Genomic DNA, 17752 nt, shown 5'->3' on the forward strand with positions numbered 1-17752 from the left:
TGGTGGTGGATCGGAGGGCTCACGGGGAGAGCCCGGTGGCGATGCGCTGCGTGTTGACGCGCATCATGGCGAGGTAGTCGGGAGCGCCGCCCTCGGGCCCCGTCAGGGACTCCGTGAACAGCTCGACCACCTCCACGCGGATGTCGGCCTCGCTCGCCAGCGCCTGGACCAGGCGGTCGGGAGACGAGGACTCCGCGAAGATCGTGGGGACGCCGGTCTGCTCGACCGCGTCGACGAGGTCGGCGAGGTCGGAGGCGGACGGCGCCGCGAGGGTCGTGCCTCCCGGGATGACGGCGCCGACGACGTCGAAGTCGAAGCGGTCGGCGAGGTACCCGAAGACGTGATGGTTGGTGACGAGGGCGCGGCGCTCGGCCGGGATCGCGGCGAACGCCGCGGCCATCTCGGAGTCGAGCCGCTCGAGCTCGGCGCGGTAGCCGTCCGTCCGGTCCCGGACCGCGGTCGGATCGACGCCGTCGAGCGCGGCGAGCGCGGGCCCGAGGGAGTCGACGACGTCGATCATCCGGCCGGGGTCCGTCCAGAAGTGCGAGTCCGGGCTCCCCTCCGCGTCGCCCTCGCTGTAGTCGAGGACGTCGACGGCGTCGCCGGCGACGAACGCGGGGACGTCCTCAGCGGAGGCCTCGTCGAGGTGCTGCTGCAGGCCCTCCTCGAGTCCGAGCCCGTTCGAGACGACGAGGTCGGCGGAGCGCAGGCGCGCCGCCTCCTGTGCCGAGATCTCGAAGGAGTGCGGGTCGGCGTCGGGCTTCATCAGCGTGACGACCTGCGCCTCGTCGCCGACGAGCTCGCCCACGACGTCGCCGAGGATGTTGGTGGAGACGATGACGAGGGGCCTCTCGTCCTCCTCCGCCAACGTGCAGCCCGACAGGAGCAGGACCGCCGCGGCGGACGCGAGGGCCCAGCGGCGCCTCATCGGCCCGTCTCCGCCGTGAAGGCCGGCTCGGTGGCGGTCTCGAAGGTGCGGGCGAGGCGCGCGCCGTCCGCGTAGTCGATCTCGTGCAGCTTCCGCTCGGCGGGCGCGCTGAGGTAGGCCCGCTGCTGGTCGGCGATCAGGACGGGCCGCGAGCCGTCCGCGGTCGTGTCCGCGACGAGGGGCGCGGTCTCGGCGAGGACCGCACCGTCGGAGCCGTCGAGCACCAGCACGCGGCCGTCGGCGGCGAGGGCGAGGACGGTCTCGTCCGCGTCGTCCACCGCGGTGACCTGCGCCAGCGGGGCGGGAGAGGGGAGGAGGCTCCAGGAGCGCTCCCGGGTGTCGAGGAGCCAGATGCCCGCTTCCCCGGCGAGGCCGGCGACCGTGGGGCGGCCCTCGCGGTTGTCGAAGGAGGCGGCGGGTGGCGCGGTGGTGCCGGCGGGGTAGGGGATCCGCTCGACGATGAGCTCCTCGTCCTCGATCGACGCCAGGAGTGCGCCGTCGGAGCAGCCGATGACGGCGCCGACGCGGGTGGTGATCGTCCCGGCGGGGTCGGGGCAGGCCTCGCGGAGGCCCGTCGGCTCGCCGTCCGAGTCGTAGCCGGCGACGGCCGCTCCGGATCCGGACCCCTCGGTCACCAGTGCGGACGAGCCGACGGGCACGACCATCCCGGGTCCGGGCTCGACGTCCTTCCGGAACCGCTCGACGATCGCCCCCTTCGACAGCGCCTCGGTGTCGAGGAGGACCGCCTCGCCGGAGTCGGGGAAGAAGAGTCCGGTTCCGCCGGTGGTCGAGAGGTTCGTCGTGGCGACGACGGCCGTCCCGGAGCCCTCGACCGTGCCGATCAGGCGGGGGTCCGCGCGGTAGTAGTGGAAGTGGTCCACGTGGTCCCAGGTCCACACGCCGCTGTCGACGATCTCGACGCCCGCATCGGTCTGGGCGAAGAGGTAGCGGCCGTCGGTCGTCATCGCGCTCGGTGCGCCGATGGTGCCGAGGCCGGTGACCGTCTCGTCGAGGAGGTCGAGGTGCGACACGGCGCCCGACGGGTCGATCGACGTCAGCCCCAGGCGCGGCTCGGCGAGCTCGGCGGCGTTCGCGACGGCGCCGTGGCCGGAGCCCGTGTCGTCCGCGGCCGGCGCGGAGGCATCGGTCGAGCAGGCGGCCAGGCCCAGCGCGAGAGCGCCCAGGAGGACGGTGGAGGCGGTGGTTCGGGAGTGCACGGAGTCCTTTCGAGGGTGAGCGGGGGAGGAGCGGTGCCGGCAGGGCCTCATGCGGCGACCGGCTGAGGGCCCGACCGGGACGCGAGGGCCGACGCGGCCGAGCGGATCGCCCAGGACACCGCGGCGACCGCGATGGCCGTGCCGGCGACCGAGGCGCCCGCGGCCGTGGCCGCGTGCCAGGAGACGAGCAGGCCGACGAGCACGGAGGCCGCGCCGAGGATCGACGCGAGCAGCATCCGGGTCGGGATGCGCGTGGTCCAGTGACCGGCGGCCACCGCGGGAGCCAGCAGGAGCCCGACGACGAGGAGCGAGCCGACCGCCTGGTAGGAGGCGACGACGGCGAGGGTCACCAGGCCGACCAGCGCGGCCTGAGCCGAGCGCGGACCGAGGCCGAGCACCGCGGCGATGCGCGGATCCAGCGCCAGGGCGACGAGCGGGCGGTGGAAGGCCGCTGCGACGAGGAGGCCGACTCCGGCGGCGGCGGCGAGCAGCCCGATGTCGACGGGAGTGATCGCGAGGATGTCGCCGAAGAGGATCGAGGTCGCGTCCGTGGCGAAGCTGCCCGAGTGCGAGATCACGATGACCCCCAGCGCCAGCATGGCGACGAAGAGCAGGCCGATGCTGGTGTCGTAGGACAGTCGTCCGCGCCGCTGCAGGGCCGCGATGCCGAGGCTCATCAGCACCGCGCTGGCTGCGCCGCCCACGAGGACGGGCGCGCCGAGCACCGTCGCGAGGGCGACGCCGGGGAGCATCCCGTGGGCGAGCGCCTCGCCGAGGAAGGCCATCCCGCGGAGGACCACCCAGGTGCCGACGACGCCGCAGAGGACCGCGACGAGGACGCCGCCGAGGAGGGCGCGCTGGAGGAAGTCGAGAGCGAACGGCTCGAGGATTCCGGCGAGGAGGCTGGGCATGGTGCCCGACCGTACACGATAATGAGAACAGTTATCACTCCTGTACGCTCGTCGGGATGGACGTCTCACCCCTGCCCGAGCCCCCGGTCCGCCTCCGAGGCGCTCACGTCGACTTCGGCTCCCGCCGCGCTCTCGCGGGGGTCGATCTCGACGTCGCCGCGTGCTCGCTCACCGTGATCGCCGGGCCGAACGGCGCCGGCAAGTCGACGCTCCTGGAGGTGATCGCGGGAGTGCGTCCACTGACGTCCGGGTCGCGGGACGTCACCGGAGCGATCGCCTTCGTGCCGCAGCGGGCGTCGATCCCGGACCGCCTCCCGGTGACGGTGCGCGACGTGGTCGCGGTGGGCACCTGGGGTCGGCTCGGCCGCCTCCGCCGCAGCGACGCGCGCGCGGCGGACGCGATCGCCACCGCGCTCGAGCGGATGGAGATCGCCGCGCTCGCCCGGGAGCCCTTCGCGGTGCTCTCCGGCGGTCAGCGGCAGCGGGCGCTCCTCGCCCAGGGGCTCGCCCGCGGGGCCGGCCTGCTGCTCCTGGACGAGCCCACCACCGGCCTCGACTCGGCGAGCGCGGAGCGGATCCGGTCGGTCCTGCGCGCGGAGGCGGACCGCGGCGCGACCGTGGTCTGCGTCTCGCACGACCCCTCCGTGCTGGCCGATGCCGACCGCGTCGTCGGACTCGTCGACGGGGCCCTCGCTCCGGCGGACCGATCCGTCACCCGCGGCCCGTGAGGCGGGGGCGCACGGGCCGTCCGTGACGGATCGCACCTGAGCGACGGGCCGCGGGCTGGGAGGATGGGGGGATGACCTCGACGCTGCTCGACCGGATGCCGACGCCCGACGCGGACGGGCGCGTCGACGACGACGCGGTCTACCTGGCCTTCACCGAGTGGGCGGAGTCGCGCGGCCTCCCGCTCTACCCGGCGCAGGACGAGTCCATGCTCGAGATCGCCTCCGGCTCCAACCTGATCCTCTCGACGCCCACCGGCACCGGGAAGTCGCTCGTCGCGATCGGCGCGCACGCCGCGGCGCTCGCCTCCGGACGCCGCAGCTTCTACACGGCGCCGATCAAGGCGCTCGTCTCCGAGAAGTTCTTCGCGCTGGTCGACGTCTTCGGCGCCTCCAACGTCGGGATGGTCACCGGCGACTCCTCGGTGAACGCCGACGCGCCGATCATCTGCTGCACGGCCGAGATCCTCGCGAACCTCGCGCTCCGGCACGGCGAGGACACCCCGGTCGACCAGGTCGTGATGGACGAGTTCCACTTCTACGCGGACCCGGCGCGCGGCTGGGCGTGGCAGGTGCCGCTGCTCACCCTCCCGCACGTGCAGTTCGTGCTGATGTCGGCCACCCTCGGCGACGTGACGGCGCTCGCCGCCGACCTCAGCCGCCGTACGGGCCGGGAGACCGCCCGGGTCACCGGCGTGGAGCGCCCGGTGCCGCTGCACTACTTCTACGAGATCGCGCCGATCCACGACTCCATCGAGGAGCTGCTCTCGACGAACCAGTCGCCGGTCTACGTCGTGCACTTCTCGCAGGCGGCCGCTCTCGAGCGTGCGCAGGCGCTCACCAGCGCGAACATCGCCACCCGCGAGCACCGCGACCGCATCGCCGAGGTGATCGGTGGCTTCCGCTTCACCACCGCGTTCGGCAAGACCCTCTCCCGGCTGCTCCGGCTGGGGATCGGCGTGCACCACGCGGGCATGCTGCCGAAGTACCGCCGCCTGGTCGAGCAGCTCGCCCAGCAGGGCATGCTGCGCGTGATCTGCGGCACGGACACCCTCGGCGTCGGCATCAACGTCCCGATCCGCACCGTGCTGCTCACCGCGCTGACCAAGTACGACGGCACCCGGACCCGCCAGCTCTCGGCCCGCGAGTTCCACCAGATCGCCGGCCGCGCCGGTCGCGCCGGGTACGACACCGCCGGGACCGTGGTCGTGCAGGCCCCCGAGCACGAGTCCGAGAACCGGAAGGCTCTCGACAAGATGGGCGACGACCCGAAGAAGCGGAGGAAGTGGGTCGCCAAGCGCGCACCGCAGGGCTTCGTCAGCTGGGGGGAGCCGAGCTTCCGCAAGCTCGTCGACGCCGAGCCCGAGACGCTGACCTCGCACATGACGATCACCTCGGCGATGCTGCTGAACGTGATCGCCCGCGGCGGCGACGCCTACGCGAACGTGCACGCCCTGATCTTCGACAACCACGAGCCGTGGAAGCGGCAGCTGCAGCTGGCCCGCCGGGCGCTCGGCATCTACCGGACGCTGCGGGAGGCGGGAGTGGTCGAGCAGAGCGTCGGCGCCGACGGCGTGACCCGCATCCGCCTGACCGTCGACCTGCAGCCGAACTTCGCGCTCAACCAGCCGCTCTCGCCGTTCGCGCTGGCCGTGTTCGACGTTCTCGACCCGGAGTCGCCGAGCTTCGCGCTCGACGTGATCTCGGTGCTCGAGGCGACCCTCGACGACCCGCGCCCGATCCTGGGGGCCCAGCAGTTCCAGGCCCGCGGCGAGGCCGTCGCCGCGATGAAGGCCGACGGGATCGAGTACGAGGAGCGGATGGAGCTGCTCGAGTCCGTCACGCACCCCAAGCCGCTCGAGGAGCTCCTCGAGGCGACCTTCGAGACCTACACCGCCGCGCAGCCGTGGGTGAAGGACTTCGAGCTCTCGCCGAAGTCGGTCGTGCGCGACATGTACGAGCGGGCGATGTCCTTCGGCGAGTACACCGCGTTCTACAAGCTCTCCCGCTCGGAGGGACTGGTGCTGCGCTACCTGTCCGACGCGTTCCGCGCGGCCCGGCAGACCATCCCCGACGAGCTGAAGAACGAGGAGCTGCACGACCTGATCGAGTGGCTGGGCGAGCTCGTGCGCCAGGTCGACTCCTCGCTGGTCGACGAGTGGGAGGAGCTGGTCAATCCGGCGCTCCACGCGGCGGACCAGGCGATCGTGCCGCCCGCTCCGCGCCGCCTCACCGCGAACCACCGCGCCTTCCGCGTGCTGGTGCGCAACGAGATGTTCCGCCGGGTGACCCTCGCCGCCCTCGACGACCACGAGGCGCTCGGCGAGCTCGACGCCGCCGCCGGCTTCGACGCCGACGCGTGGGGCGCCGCGCTGGACGACTACTACGACGAGCACGACAGCATCGGCATCGGGCCCGACGCCCGGGGGCCGAAGATGCTGCTCGTCACGGAGGAGCCGACGCAGTGGCTCGTGCGGCAGATCCTCGACGATCCGGCCGGCGACCACGACTGGGGGATCTCGGCGACCGTCGACCTCGCCGAGTCGGACGAGCAGGGTGCGGCCGTCGTCCGCGTCACCTCGGTCGGCCGCCTGGACTGATCAGCGGCCGCGCTTCTCCCGGCGCTGCATCTCGGCGGCGATGTCCGCCTCGGTGATCTCCTTGCGGGCGGGACCCCAGATCGACGCGGCCTGGCCGACGACGCCGATCCCGATCCCGATCATCGGCCAAATCGGCCAGAAGTAGCCGTCGGCCCCTGTGCCGACCCAGACGGCGGTCGTGATCGCCGAGACGCTCGCCCATCCGCCGACCGATCCCAGGAAGTCGCGGCGCCGCTTGACCTCGCGCACGGCGAGCGCGCGCTCGGCGTCCTCGACGCGGGCGGTCTCCACCTCCTCGCCGGAGGCGGCCGCCGGGACGACCTCCGCGGACCGGTCACGCCGGGCGGACGGATCCGGAGTTCCCCACTCGTTCGTCATGCGGCCAGCCTACGCACGGGCCGTCGGCAGCGGTACGCGGGCTTCAGGCGGCGGTCGCCTGCTCCGGCTGGCAGTGCGGGCACCACCAGGTGCGGCGCTGCTCGGGGTCGTCGCGGACCTCGTCGCGGACGAGCACCGTCGTGCCGCAGCGCAGGCACGGGCGCCCGGCGCGCCCCGCGACCCAGTGCCGCTCGCCGCGGCGGGTGTCGCCGGTGGTGGTCTGGAACATCCCGGGGACGGTGACGGAGGCGCGGAGGCCTCTCGCCGCGGTCGCCACGAGGGCGCGGACGTCGAGGGAGCCGATCGGCCGCCAGGGCCAGGCTCCGCGGAGGAAGCAGACCTCGTTGGCCCAGAGGTTGCCGAGACCCGCGAGGCAGCGCTGGTCGAGGAGTGCGGCGACGACGGGCCGGTCCGGGAGGCGGGAGAGGCGCCGGACGGCCTCGTCGGCATCCCAGTCCGCGCGGAGCGGGTCGGGCCCGAGGGGCCCGACGGCGCGCGGCTCGTCGCGGGTGGCGAGGAGCTCGACGACCGGGAGGTCGATGCCCCACACGGTCGAGCCGTCGTCGAGGCGGAGGCGGACGCGGACGTCCTTCTGCACCGAGCGGGGGACCGCTCGGCCGGGAGCGGTCACGGTCCAGGAGCCCTGCATCCGCAGGTGGGTGTGCAGGGTCGTTCCGCCGGAGAAGCGGGTGAGGAGGTGCTTGCCGTGGGTGTCGTGCTCGAGGATCCTCAGCCCGGCGAGGGAGGTGCCGGCCGCGTCCCCGGAGCGCAGCTCGCCCTCGAGGACGGTGCGACCGTCCGCCGCCCGCCTGAGGCGGGCGGCGAGACGGTGCACACTGTCTCCCTCGGGCATCCCCGAACTCTAGGAGCCGGAGCTCGTCGAGATCAGGGGTCGCGCGGGATCAGGCGCCGCGGTACGCCTGCTTGTAGACGCGCTCTGTGCCGTCGGGCGCGGTGACCTCGATGGTCGCCGTGCCGGCCTTGATGGGCTTGAAGACGGTCACGGTCTTGACCGTGAACGACTGGCCGGGCTTGACCGTCTTCTTCGTCTTGCTGCCGTACGCCGTCGTGATCTCGATCGAGACCGTCTCGTCGCCGTTGTTCACCGCCGACACCGTCAGCGTCCGCACGACGGCGAGGCGCTTGGTGGAGGCGGTGGTCGCGACGTCGATGACCGTGACGGGCTCGGGCTCCGGGTCCGTCTGGGTCTCGGGCAGGTCGAGGCCGACGACGACCGGGTCGTGGTCGCTGGAGCGGTACGCCGAGGTGTCGTAGAAGATCGTCGCGTTGTAGTCGTAGCGGCTGTACTCCAGTGCCACGGACTCGCCGCTGTTGATGTTCCAGGTGTCGACCCCGGTGACCGTCCTGTCGGCCGCGGGCGAGGCGAAGACGTGATCGAGCGAGCCGACCGCGCCGTCGAACGAGTACGAGTACTTGCCGTCCTTCGCACCCTGGTCGATGTAGCCGGCGTCGGTGATCACCTTCACCGGGTCCTCCTTCGAGTAGGCGTTGAAGTCGCCCAGCAGGTAGACGAGCTCGGTGGCCTTCTCGGTGCGGAGGCGGTCGGCGAAGGCGACGAGGGCGGTCGCCTGCTTCACGCGCGAGGCGTTCGAGGCGCCCTGGCCGTCGCCCTGGTCGGCGTCGGCGCCGGATCCGGAGCCCTTCGACTTGAAGTGGTTCACGATCGCGACGAACTCGCTGGCGCTGTCGCCGAGGAGGCGGAACTCCTGGGCGAGGGGCTTGCGGGCGTTCGAGAAGTTCACCGTGTCGTTGAGCACGACGGACTCGCCGACCGGCTCGATGACGGCCTTCTTGTAGATGAAGGCGGTGCGGATGACGTCCTCGTCCGCGAGCGCGGGGAGCGCTGCGGGGGAGGGGACGTAGGCCCAGACCTCGGAGCCGGCCGCCGTGTTCAGCGCGGCGGTCAGGGTGGCGAGGGCCTCGTCGCGCGGCTTGCCGAACTTGGCCGAGTTCTCGATCTCCTCGAGCGAGACGACGCCCGCGCCGAGGGTGTTGATCGCGGTCACGATCTTGGCCTGCTGGCGCTCGAGGTCGTCGGCGTTCGCCGCTCCGCGGGCGTCGCAGCCGCTGTTGACCGTGACCGGGTCGCCGTCGCGGTCGGTGTAGAAGGTGCAGCCGGTGATCGAGTCGCCGGTGGTGGAGAAGTAGTTGAGCACGTTGAAGGACGCGATCGACAGGTCGCCGCCGACGGCCTCGGGCTTCGCGGTCCGAGTGTTCGCGAAGGTCGCGGGCTGCACGTCGCCGGCGTTCTCGACGGTCAGCTGCGTGGTGGGCTGGAAGGCCCAGCCGCCGTTGCGGTAGTCGAGGACGACGGGGCGGGTGAAGGTCGCCGGAGCACCCACGCGGATCGGCGCGGTCGGGGTGAGGTAGGGCAGCGGGATCGCCTTGTTCGCGGCGGCGCCGAGGAAGTTGATCGAGGCGCCGTCGTCGAGGGTGATCGCGCGGGCGGCGTTGTCGGCGACGACGGCGGCGAGCTCCGGCGAGCCGGGGCGGGCGACCTCGGTCGGCGTGAGCAGCGGGGACGTGCCGGCGGCGAGGCCGACCGAGCCGAAGCTGTTCAGGTCGAAGGTGTCGGTGACGGTGTAGGCGCCCTGCGGAGCGATCAGCATGCTCTCGAGCACCTCGCGCTCGGCGGCGGTGCGGGGGAGCGCGACAGCGGCCGGGACCGGCGCTGCGGCGGCGGCGTCGAGCTTCACGACGGTCGCGGCCGAGGTCGGGGTGAGCTCGGTCAGGCCGTTGTACTCGCTCACCTCGCCGGTGATGCGCAGGTGGTCGCCGATCGCGACCGACCCGACGGAGGCGGAGGAGAAGACGAAGACGGCGTCGGAGGCCGTGCGCGAGCTCTCGCCGCCGGTGCCGGGGGTCTGGATGACGTAGCCGTTGTAGCCGCCGGACGGGTAGCGCGCGGTGACGACGCCGGAGGTGGTGACGGTGCTGCCGACGAGCGGCGACGCGTCACCGGTGCCCTGGATCTCCGCGATGGAGACGGCCGGGATCTCGGCCGGCGGGGTGGTCGGGGGAGTGGTCGGCGGGGTGGTCGTCGGCGGCGTCGTGGGCTCGGGCTCGGATCCTCCGCCCGCGACCTGCGGGGTCGGTGCGTCGAGCGCGAAGTCGGCCGAGTTGACGTCGGTGTCGCCGGTGGCGGTGTCCGCGCGGGCGATCGTCTGGGTGAGGGAGGGCACCGTGGCGACGGACGACTCGAAGGTGTTCGAGGTGCCGTAGCCGACGAGGTCGATCACCGCGTCCGGCTGGGCGGCGGCGCCGGTGGGCGGCGCCACGAGCGCCGAGGTCCCGTCGACGAGGAAGAGGGTGCCGCCCGCGGCGGCCATGTTGAGGCCGTTCGCGCTCTGGTCGGGCGTCGGCAGGGCCGCGCCGTTGGTGCCGTTGCTGGCGCCGGCGAGCAGGAAGTGGCCGCCGGCGGGCACCGAGCCGGTGAGCGGCACGGTCGTGGTGGGGTTCGCGGTGCCGGTCGCCGAGCGGTACTGGATCGAGAGGCCGCCGAGGGCGATCTCGGCGGCGGTGGGGTTGTAGAGCTCGACGTAGCGGTTGCTGAATGCGGCACCGGCGGAGCCTCCGCGGGCGAAGACCTCGCTGATGACGAGCTCGTCGCCCGAGGGCGCGGCCGCGGCGGAGGTCGCGACCAGCGGAGCGGCCGCCAGGGCCAGTCCGGTCAGGGCCGCCAGGCCGAGCCCGCGCCTCCGGCGGCGGTCGGGCGGGGTGGGAGAGTCGGGCATGGTGGTCCTCTCGATCGCCGCTCGGAAGAGCGGTCGCAGCGTCGTCGCCGCGCGGCGCGGCCAGCGCACCCCCGGAAGGGGCACGCATGGTCACGCTATGCAGTGCGGGTGCCCGGCCTGTGAACCGGACGTTTCATGAACGTAAACTCATCCACCGACATCGGGGCGCGCGGGTGCCGCTCGCGGCGCGTTCGCGGCTTCGCGGGCCACACTCGTCGGATGATCTCCTTCGAGCTGGCCCGTGCCCTGCGCACGGCGGGCGTGCGCTGGACGCCCCGCACCGGTGACCGCTTCCGCATCGAGCGGGAGGGCTTCGACGGCGACGTCTTCACCGTCAGCGACATGACCATCGAGGCGCACGAGTACCCGAGCGGGACCGTCCTCGGCTTCAACGGCACCACGGAATGGGCGCTCGACTCCGTCTCCCTGGAGGACTCGCTCTGGCTGCCGCGGGAGGACCAGCTGCGCGAGCTCCTCCGCGGGACCTTCCGCTCCCTCCGTCGCCTCGCCGAGCCGGAGGCGGGGTTCGCCGTCGAGGTCGAGCTCGGCGGCCGGGCGCGGACCTTCGAGGACGCGGCGGCCGAGAACGCCTACGCGGAGGCGCTGCTCGCGCTGGTCAGCTCGGTCGCGGTCGACCTCGACGACGTGGACGAGCTGGACGCGGCCGACGAGCCCGACCGGGCGGCCGAGCGGGCCTGAGGCTCCGTCCGACCCCGACCCTCCGCATCCGGCGGGGCTAGGACGCCGCCTTCTCCGCCGCCGCGGTCTTCTTCGGGGTCCGCTTCTTCGCAGGCGCGTCGGCGCCCTTCTCCGGGTCGGCTCTCTTCGCCGCGGGCTTCTTCTTCGCGGCGGTCGTCGCCGGAGCCTTCGCCGCCTTCTTCGGGGCAGGCGTCGTCGCCGCCTTCTTCTCGGCGGGAGCCTCCTCCGCCGGCGCACCCTTCGCCCCGCGGCTGCGCTCGACCGAGCGCTTGAGCGCCTCCATCAGGTCGAGCACCTCGCCGCCGCCCTCCTCCTCCGTCGCCTCGCCGAAGGTCGCGGCGGTGTCGAGGGCGTCGCCCTGCTCGATCTTGGCGTCGATCAGCGTGCGCAGCTCCTCCTGGTACGCGTCGTGGAACTTCGCGGCGTCGAAGTCCTCGGAGTAGGAGTCGACCAGGTGCGCCGACATCTCGAGCTCGCGCGCCGCGATCCGGGTGGTGCCCTCGAGCGACGGGAACTCGACCTCGCGCACCTCGTCGGCCCAGAGCAGCGTCTGCAGCATCAGCAGCTTGCCGCGCACCCGCAGCGCCGCGAGCCGGGTCTTCTGCCGGAGCGCGAACTCGACGATGGCGGTGCGGTCGGTCTCCTCGAGGGTGCGGCGCAGCAGCACGTAGGCCTTGGGGGAGGAGGAGTCCGGCTCGAGGATGTAGGCGCGGTCGAACATGATCGGGTCGACCTGCTCGCTGGGCACGAACTGCACGACGTCGATCTCGCGGTCGCGCTCCTCCGGCAGCGCCTTGAGCTCGTCCTTGGACAGGACCACGGTGCGCTCGCCGTCGTCGTAGGCCTTGTCGATGTGGTCGAAGGTGACGACCTCGCCGCAGATCTCGCACTTGCGCTGATACCGGATCCGTCCGCCGTCCTTGTCGTGGACCTGGTGCAGCGGGATGTCGTGGTCCTCGGTCGCGCTGTAGATCTTCACCGGCACGTTGACCAGGCCGAAGGTGATCGCGCCCTTCCAGATGGCTCGCATGCGCCCAGTGAACACCGTGTCCCCCGGCCGCCGGAAGCCCTGTCGGACGTGAGGGAGCCCCCGACCGTCGAAGGGACCCGCTGCAGCGGGCGGTCTCGACGGTCCGGGGTCCCCTCAGGGCGGAACGACGGAGCCGCCCGGTCGTCGCGGAGCGACGGCCGGACGGCTCCGGGGCGGTGGCGGCTAGCCGCGCTCGGCGCGCCGGCGGCGCAGCGCGGCGAGCAGGAGCCCGCCGACGCCGCCGGCGATCAGCAGTCCGCCGAGGCCCAGCGGCAGGCCGACGTCGGCGCCCGTCGAGGCCAGGGGCGGGCGGCCGCCGGGGTGCGGCGCCACGGCGGTCGGCGTGCTGCTCGGAGTGGGAGCCGCCGTCGGCGCGGTGGTGGGCGCGGTCGTCGGGGCGACGGTCGGCTGCGCGGTCGGAGCGACGGTCGGCTCGGCGGTCGGGGCCACGGTGGGCTCCGGCGTCGGAGTCGGCGTGGTCGGGTCCTTCTCGGCGTCGATCGCGGAGGTGTCCGCGGCGAACGACGCGGTCACGAAGGCGATGGCCTTCGACGTGATGCCGAGCGCCTCCTGGTTGATGTTGTCGATGTCGTCGGCGGCAGAGTGGTAGTTCGGGTCGTGCGTGATGCCGGCGGTGCCGCCGAACAGCGCGACCTCCTCCTCCGTCTTGACGTCGTCGGCGCCGGTGAAGACGCCCGAGGACGGGATGCCGACCGAGATGAAGCCGTCGTAGTCGCTGCGGCCGTCGAACGCGGTGTCGATCCAGGGCTGGTCGATCGAGTCGAAGTAGTCGGTGAACGCCTTCTCGGTCGCGATCGAGCCGGCGGGCACGTCCACGGGGGCCTCGTAGGTGGACTGGTCCGCGTCGTAGACGGAGATCACGTAGTTCGGCGAGGCGACCATGTCGAAGTTCATGTAGGTCGCGATCTTCGAGGCGTCCTCCTCCGTCAGGGAGTCGACGTAGGTGTAGGAGCCGACCAGGCCCACCTCCTCGGCACCCCACCAGGCGAAGCGGACCGCGTTGGTCGTGTCGCCCGCGGCGGCCAGCTGCACGGCCGTCTCGAGCAGCGTCGCGGATCCGGAGCCGTTGTCGTTGATGCCGGGGCCGGCGGGCACGCTGTCGAGGTGCGCGCCGAGCATGACCACGTTGTCGTGGTCGCCGCCCGGAGTCTCCGTGACGATGTTGAAGGTCTCCACCTCGGTCGTCGTCTGGTCGATGAGGACCGAGACGCTCGCGGGCAGCGACGCCAGCAGCGCCTGCCCCTCGGCCTGCGTGACGCCGACGCCGGGGACGGCGGCCTCGTCCTGTCCGCCGAACGTCCCGTTGAGGGCGTCGCTCGGCGCGTTGTCGTAGATGATGATCGCGGCGGCGCCGGCGGCACCGGCGGCGACCGACTTCTCGAGGAAGCTGCAGGAGCCGCGGCTGACGAGCGCGACCTTCCCGGTGGCGTCGAGGCCGGTCCAGGCGTCCGTGGTGCAGCCGAGCGGATCGACGGGGGCGATGAGCTCGCCGGTCACGCCGCCCTCGGGCGTCGACGGAGTGAACTCCATCGGGGTGCCGACGGCGCCGGTCCCGGTGGTCAGCGTGAACGCGTCGATCGTCTGCGTCGCGGTGGTGAAGTCCTGGCGCTGCGTCGTGTAGCCGGCGTCCGCGAGGACCTTCTCCACGTACTCGCCGCTCAGCTCGTAGCCCGGGGTGCCGATCGCGCGGGTGCCGCCGTTGGCGTCCGCGATCGACTGGAGCGCCTCCAGGTGGGTCATGATGCCGTCGACGGTGACGGTGTCGGCGAAGTCGACCGGCTCGACGGCGCTCGCCGTCGGCGCGAAGGCGAAGCCGGCGACGAGGGCGCCCGCTCCGATCATCGCGCTCGAGCCGATCAGCGAGCGGCGTCGGCGGCCACTCGGGGTGTTCGTGGTGGTTCGCGCCACTGGGGCTCCCTCTCCTCGAGAACGGGCCGCCGCGTCGGCGGCCCCGACGCGGGCCTCCCGAGACTGGGAGGGGATCGCGTCCTCTGCGAGGGTATTCACAGGAAACGGTGCGGCCCAGTCCCCCCTGCCAGATTTCATCCGCACGAAACACGGACCGGGCCGGCGGGCCGGTCAGGCTGTCGCCGGGCTCTCGGCCCACTCGCGGAGCATCGCGAGCGTCTCCTCCGGACGGTCGCGGTGGGGGCTGTGACCTGCGCCGGCCACGACCGCGTACCGAATGCGCGGATTCGCGCGCAGCACCAGGGCGGCGAGGGAGGGAGGGAGCAGCGTCTCGACCTGCGGGTCGCCAGCCAGCACGAGGACCGGCGGGCGGAGGCCCGGCAGGTCCGCCAGCAGGTCCCACGGATCGTTGTCGTCGATCGTCGCCGCCACCGCGGACGGGTCGGCGTCCCGCACCGCGGCGAGCTTCTCGGCCCGGTCCCGCTCGTCCCAGAGCGGCTGCGCGACAGCGAGCTCCTCGGCCGAGACCGCGAGACCGGCGAGCTCGCCCGCGCGGACGGCGGCCCGCTGCTCCGGGGCGAGCCGGAGCACCGGGTCCAGCAGCGCCAGGCGCCCCGCCCAGCCTGACTCGCGGGCGGAGGCGCGCACCGCGACCGCTCCGCCGAGCGAGTGCCCGACGACGAGGTCGAACGGTCCCCGCGCGAGGGCGTCGTCGGCGTAGGCGTCGTGGCGGGCGGAGCCGCCGCGCGGCCCGTCGCCGTGTCCGCGCAGGTCGGGAGCGGAGACGCTCCAGCCCGCCGCGGTCAGCTCGCGGCTCAGCCGCCACCAGGTGCGGCCCGAGCCGCCCAGGCCGTGCAGGAGCAGGACCCTGCCCGCCGTCATCGCCGGAGCCTCAGTCGAAGCGCGGGTCGCGCCCGGTGCGCTCACCGGTCGCGAGCCCGGCGATCGCGGCGAGGTCCTCGTCGTCGAGGGCGAAGCCGAAGACGTCCAGGTTCTCGCGGATCCGCTCCGGCGTCACCGACTTCGGGATCACGACGACGCCGAGCTGCACGTGCCAGCGCAGCACCGCCTGCGCCGGCGAGACGCCGTGCTTCGCGGCGACGCGGGCCAGGGCCGGCTCGTCGAGGAGGCGCCCGCGGGCCAGCGGCGACCACGCCTCGGTGACGATCCCGTGGGCGGTGTCGAAGGTGCGCAGCTCCTCCTGGGGCAGCCGCGGGTGCAGCTCGACCTGGTTGATCGCCGGCACCACTCCCGTCTCGTCGAGCAGGCGCTGCACGTGCTCCTCGGCGAAGTTCGAGACGCCGATCGAGCGGGCCCGCCCCTCGCTCTGCAGGCGCTCGAGGGCGCGGTAGGTGTCGACGTAGCGGTCGCGCGAGGGGATCGGCCAGTGCACGAGGTAGAGGTCGACGTAGTCGGTGCCGAGCAGCTCGAGGCTCCGGTCGAAGGCGGCGAGCGTCTCGTCGAAGCCGTGGTCGTCGTTCCACACCTTGGTCGTCACGAAGACCTGCTCGCGGGGGAGGCCGCTCGCGCGGATCCCCTCGCCGACTCCGCGCTCGTTGCCGTAGAGGGTGGCGGTGTCGACGTGCCGGTAGCCGGCCTCCAGGGCGACGGCGACCGTGCGGGCCGCCTCCTCGTCGCCGATCTTGTAGACGCCGAGCCCGAGCTGGGGGATCGCGCGGCCGTCGTTGAGGGGGATCAGGGGGACGCTCATGCCTCCCATGCTGGCACGCGCCTCAGACGCTCCAGTCGAGCTCGCCGTGCGGTCCCACGTGCACGTCGTCCTCGATCAGCGCCGCGAGACCGGCCACCCCGAAGAGGAGGCGCCGCTCGGCGCGCTCCGCGTCGCTGCGCTCGTCGATGCCGCGCACGGCGAAGTGCACGTCGTGGCCCGCCTGCAGGCCCTCGACGCCGAGCCGGCCGCGGAGCGCACGCACGGGGCGCCGGCCGACGCCGAGTCCGCGCCAGAGGGAGCCCGTCTCGAGGACCACCGCCGTCTCGGAGGCGACGACCCCGTGCTGCTCGCGGTGCGCGGTGAGCTGCCACCCGTAGCCGAGGTGGTGCAGGCGGGTCGAGTGCGGGCCGCGCCAGGCGTGCGAGGACTCCTCGCGGCGGAAGTAGACGGGACTCGGGCGGAAGGACCCCTGCCAGAGTGCGGCGGCGAGCTCGGTGCACCACTCCGGGGTCTCCGGATCGGACCAGGGGTCGAGGAGGTCGGTCCGGGCGGCGGCGCGCCGGTGCTCGCGCACCAGCTCCTCCGCGTCCTCCCGCAGTCCCATGCCGCCCCCTCGCCGTCGTGGGCCTTCACCCTAGGGTGCCCGACAGGCGCCGGACAACCGGGGTGGCGGCCTAGGAGGGCAGCGTGACCGGCTCGGTGTCGGGCAGCGGGCTGGCGTCGCGCCCGCGCAGATCCGGGTGGTACCGGCGGCCGAGCAGGGGCACCAGGAAGCCGACCAGGGCGAAGGCAGCGGCGACGACGATGGCGGCGGTCGGCCCGGCCTGGTCGATCTGCACGCCGGCGATCGCGGAGCCCAGCGCCGCGCCGATCAGCTGACCGGTGCCGACCCAGCCGTAGGCCTCCGCCGTGTCCGAGAAGCGCACGCTCGAGGCGGTGATCGCGAACAGCGCCGCGAGAGCGGGGGCGATGCCGATGCCGGCGAGGAACAGCGTGACGCACAGCCACCAGAAGTCGGTCGAGACCGCCGCCAGGCCCATGCCGACCGTGACGATCAGCATCCGCCGCGCGGTCGCCCACCGGCTGATCGGGATGTGGCCGAGGGCGAGGCCGCCGACCAGGGAGCCCGCCGCGAACACGGCGAGCACGACGCCCGACTCGACTCCGCCCTCGCCGAACACCGCGACCACGCCCGCCTCGACCGCCGAGCAGGCGCCGATCAGGAGGAAGCCGACGACCGTGGCCAGCAGCACCGGGGGCTTCGTGAGCACCACGCCGAGGCGGCGCTTCGAGCGCGGGATGCGGACGCGGCCCACCTCGGGCGAGGCGATGAACCAGATCCCGCCGCCGATCAGGAACGCGGCGGCGGTCAGGATGCCCGCGACCGTCGATACCTGGATCGACACGAGCGTCGCCAGCACCGGGCCGAGCACCCAGATGATCTCCTGCGCGGAGGCGTCGAGCGAGAAGAGCGGGGTCAGCTGCGAGCTGGTGACCATCTTGGGGTAGATGGTCCGCACGGCCGGCTGCACCGGCGGCATGCTCAGGCCGGCGACGAACCCGATCACGACGAACTGCCACACCTCGAGCGGGAGCACGGCCATCGAGATGATCGCGCCCGCGCAGACCACGAGGGTGATCGTCAGCACGCGGCGCATCCCGAGCCGCCCCATCAGGCGGCTGGTCAGCGGCCCGGCGATGGCCTGCCCGATCGACATCGAGCCGAGCACCAGGCCGGCGGCGGCGTAGGAGTGGTGCACCCGCTCCACGTGCAGGAGGAACGCCAGCGAGAGCATCCCGAACGGGAAGCGCGCGGTCAGCTGCGCGAGGATGATGCGCCCCACCCCGGGGGTCTTCAGGAGATCGGTGTAGCTGCCCACCGGACGACACTAGCGCTCCGGAGGGGAC

15 protein-coding genes are annotated in these 17752 nt (G+C 73.2%); 3 read left to right on the forward strand and 12 right to left on the reverse strand.

Annotation, left to right across the window (positions count from 1 at the left end; genetic code table 11):
• Nucleotides 1–19: 19 nt before the first annotated feature.
• The 3 genes from aztC to aztB are packed head-to-tail and all read right to left on the reverse strand — an operon-like array spanning nt 20 to nt 3056.
• Nucleotides 20–928 carry a zinc ABC transporter substrate-binding protein AztC gene (aztC, locus tag C5B92_RS07410; protein ID WP_104255824.1) on the reverse strand — a complete coding sequence of 303 codons (909 nt, stop codon included), beginning with the start codon at nt 926–928 and terminating at the stop codon, nt 20–22.
• The gene (locus C5B92_RS07415) at nt 925–2145 is read right to left on the reverse strand and encodes an ABC transporter (protein ID WP_104255823.1); all 1221 of its coding nucleotides are present in this window, start codon (nt 2143–2145) and stop codon (nt 925–927) included. The genes aztC and C5B92_RS07415 overlap by 4 nt, the downstream gene beginning before the upstream one ends.
• A 47-nt stretch (nt 2146–2192) precedes the next feature.
• Nucleotides 2193–3056: a zinc ABC transporter permease AztB gene (gene aztB, locus C5B92_RS07420; protein ID WP_104255822.1), complete on the reverse strand. Its 864-nt coding sequence runs from the start codon at nt 3054–3056 to the stop codon at nt 2193–2195.
• A gap of 56 nt (nt 3057–3112) precedes the next feature.
• On the opposite strand from aztB, the gene aztA reads away from it, so the two are divergent.
• On the forward strand, nt 3113–3784 hold the full coding sequence (gene aztA, locus C5B92_RS07425; RefSeq protein ID WP_104255821.1) for a zinc ABC transporter ATP-binding protein AztA: 672 nt from the start codon (nt 3113–3115) through the stop codon (nt 3782–3784).
• A gap of 71 nt (nt 3785–3855) precedes the next feature.
• Nucleotides 3856–6381: an RNA helicase gene (locus tag C5B92_RS07430; protein WP_104250621.1), complete on the forward strand. Its 2526-nt coding sequence runs from the start codon at nt 3856–3858 to the stop codon at nt 6379–6381.
• Here C5B92_RS07430 and C5B92_RS07435 read toward each other — a convergent pair whose 3' ends face one another.
• Genes C5B92_RS07435 through C5B92_RS07445 form a run of 3 tightly spaced genes read right to left on the reverse strand, consistent with a single transcriptional unit; the run spans nt 6382 to nt 10514 of the window.
• A complete protein-coding gene (locus C5B92_RS07435) occupies nt 6382–6759 on the reverse strand; it encodes a 2TM domain-containing protein (RefSeq protein WP_104222259.1) in 378 nt (125 codons plus the stop codon). It lies immediately after the preceding gene.
• Nucleotides 6760–6802: 43 nt separating this feature from the next.
• Entirely contained in the window at nt 6803–7612 is an 810-nt protein-coding gene (locus C5B92_RS07440; RefSeq protein WP_104255820.1) for a DNA-formamidopyrimidine glycosylase family protein, read from the reverse strand.
• Between the two features lie 49 nt (nt 7613–7661).
• Nucleotides 7662–10514, reverse strand: a complete 2853-nt coding sequence (locus tag C5B92_RS07445) for an ExeM/NucH family extracellular endonuclease (RefSeq protein WP_104255846.1) — start codon at nt 10512–10514, stop codon at nt 7662–7664.
• Nucleotides 10515–10733: 219 nt separating this feature from the next.
• Between C5B92_RS07445 and C5B92_RS07450 the strand changes: the two genes are divergently transcribed.
• Nucleotides 10734–11213 (forward strand): pilus assembly protein CpaE, encoded by a 480-nt coding sequence (locus C5B92_RS07450; RefSeq protein WP_258061303.1) that lies wholly within the window; start codon nt 10734–10736, stop codon nt 11211–11213.
• A gap of 37 nt (nt 11214–11250) precedes the next feature.
• On the opposite strand, the gene C5B92_RS07455 is transcribed toward C5B92_RS07450, so the two are convergent.
• The 6 genes from C5B92_RS07455 to C5B92_RS07480 all read right to left on the reverse strand — a co-directional run bounded on the left by C5B92_RS07455 (nt 11251) and on the right by C5B92_RS07480 (nt 17724).
• Nucleotides 11251–12243 carry a Ku protein gene (locus tag C5B92_RS07455; RefSeq protein WP_104274319.1) on the reverse strand — a complete coding sequence of 331 codons (993 nt, stop codon included), beginning with the start codon at nt 12241–12243 and terminating at the stop codon, nt 11251–11253.
• A gap of 183 nt (nt 12244–12426) precedes the next feature.
• Nucleotides 12427–14172, reverse strand: a complete 1746-nt coding sequence (locus tag C5B92_RS07460) for a M28 family metallopeptidase (RefSeq protein WP_181028767.1) — start codon at nt 14170–14172, stop codon at nt 12427–12429.
• A gap of 171 nt (nt 14173–14343) precedes the next feature.
• A complete protein-coding gene (locus tag C5B92_RS07465) occupies nt 14344–15054 on the reverse strand; it encodes an alpha/beta fold hydrolase (protein ID WP_146079281.1) in 711 nt (236 codons plus the stop codon).
• A 10-nt stretch (nt 15055–15064) separates the two neighbouring features.
• Complete coding sequence (locus C5B92_RS07470; protein WP_104345963.1) at nt 15065–15883, reverse strand: aldo/keto reductase; 819 nt, start codon at nt 15881–15883, stop codon at nt 15065–15067.
• 22 nt (nt 15884–15905) lie between these two features.
• Nucleotides 15906–16448 carry a hypothetical protein gene (locus C5B92_RS07475; RefSeq protein ID WP_104292298.1) on the reverse strand — a complete coding sequence of 181 codons (543 nt, stop codon included), beginning with the start codon at nt 16446–16448 and terminating at the stop codon, nt 15906–15908.
• A 70-nt stretch (nt 16449–16518) separates the two neighbouring features.
• Nucleotides 16519–17724, reverse strand: coding sequence for an MFS transporter (locus C5B92_RS07480; RefSeq protein WP_104350242.1), 1206 nt, complete (start codon nt 17722–17724; stop codon nt 16519–16521).
• Between the last annotated feature and the right edge of the window lie 28 nt (nt 17725–17752).

The organism is Rathayibacter sp. AY1A4, assembly GCF_002930955.1.
Lineage (GTDB): Bacteria > Actinomycetota > Actinomycetes > Actinomycetales > Microbacteriaceae > Rathayibacter.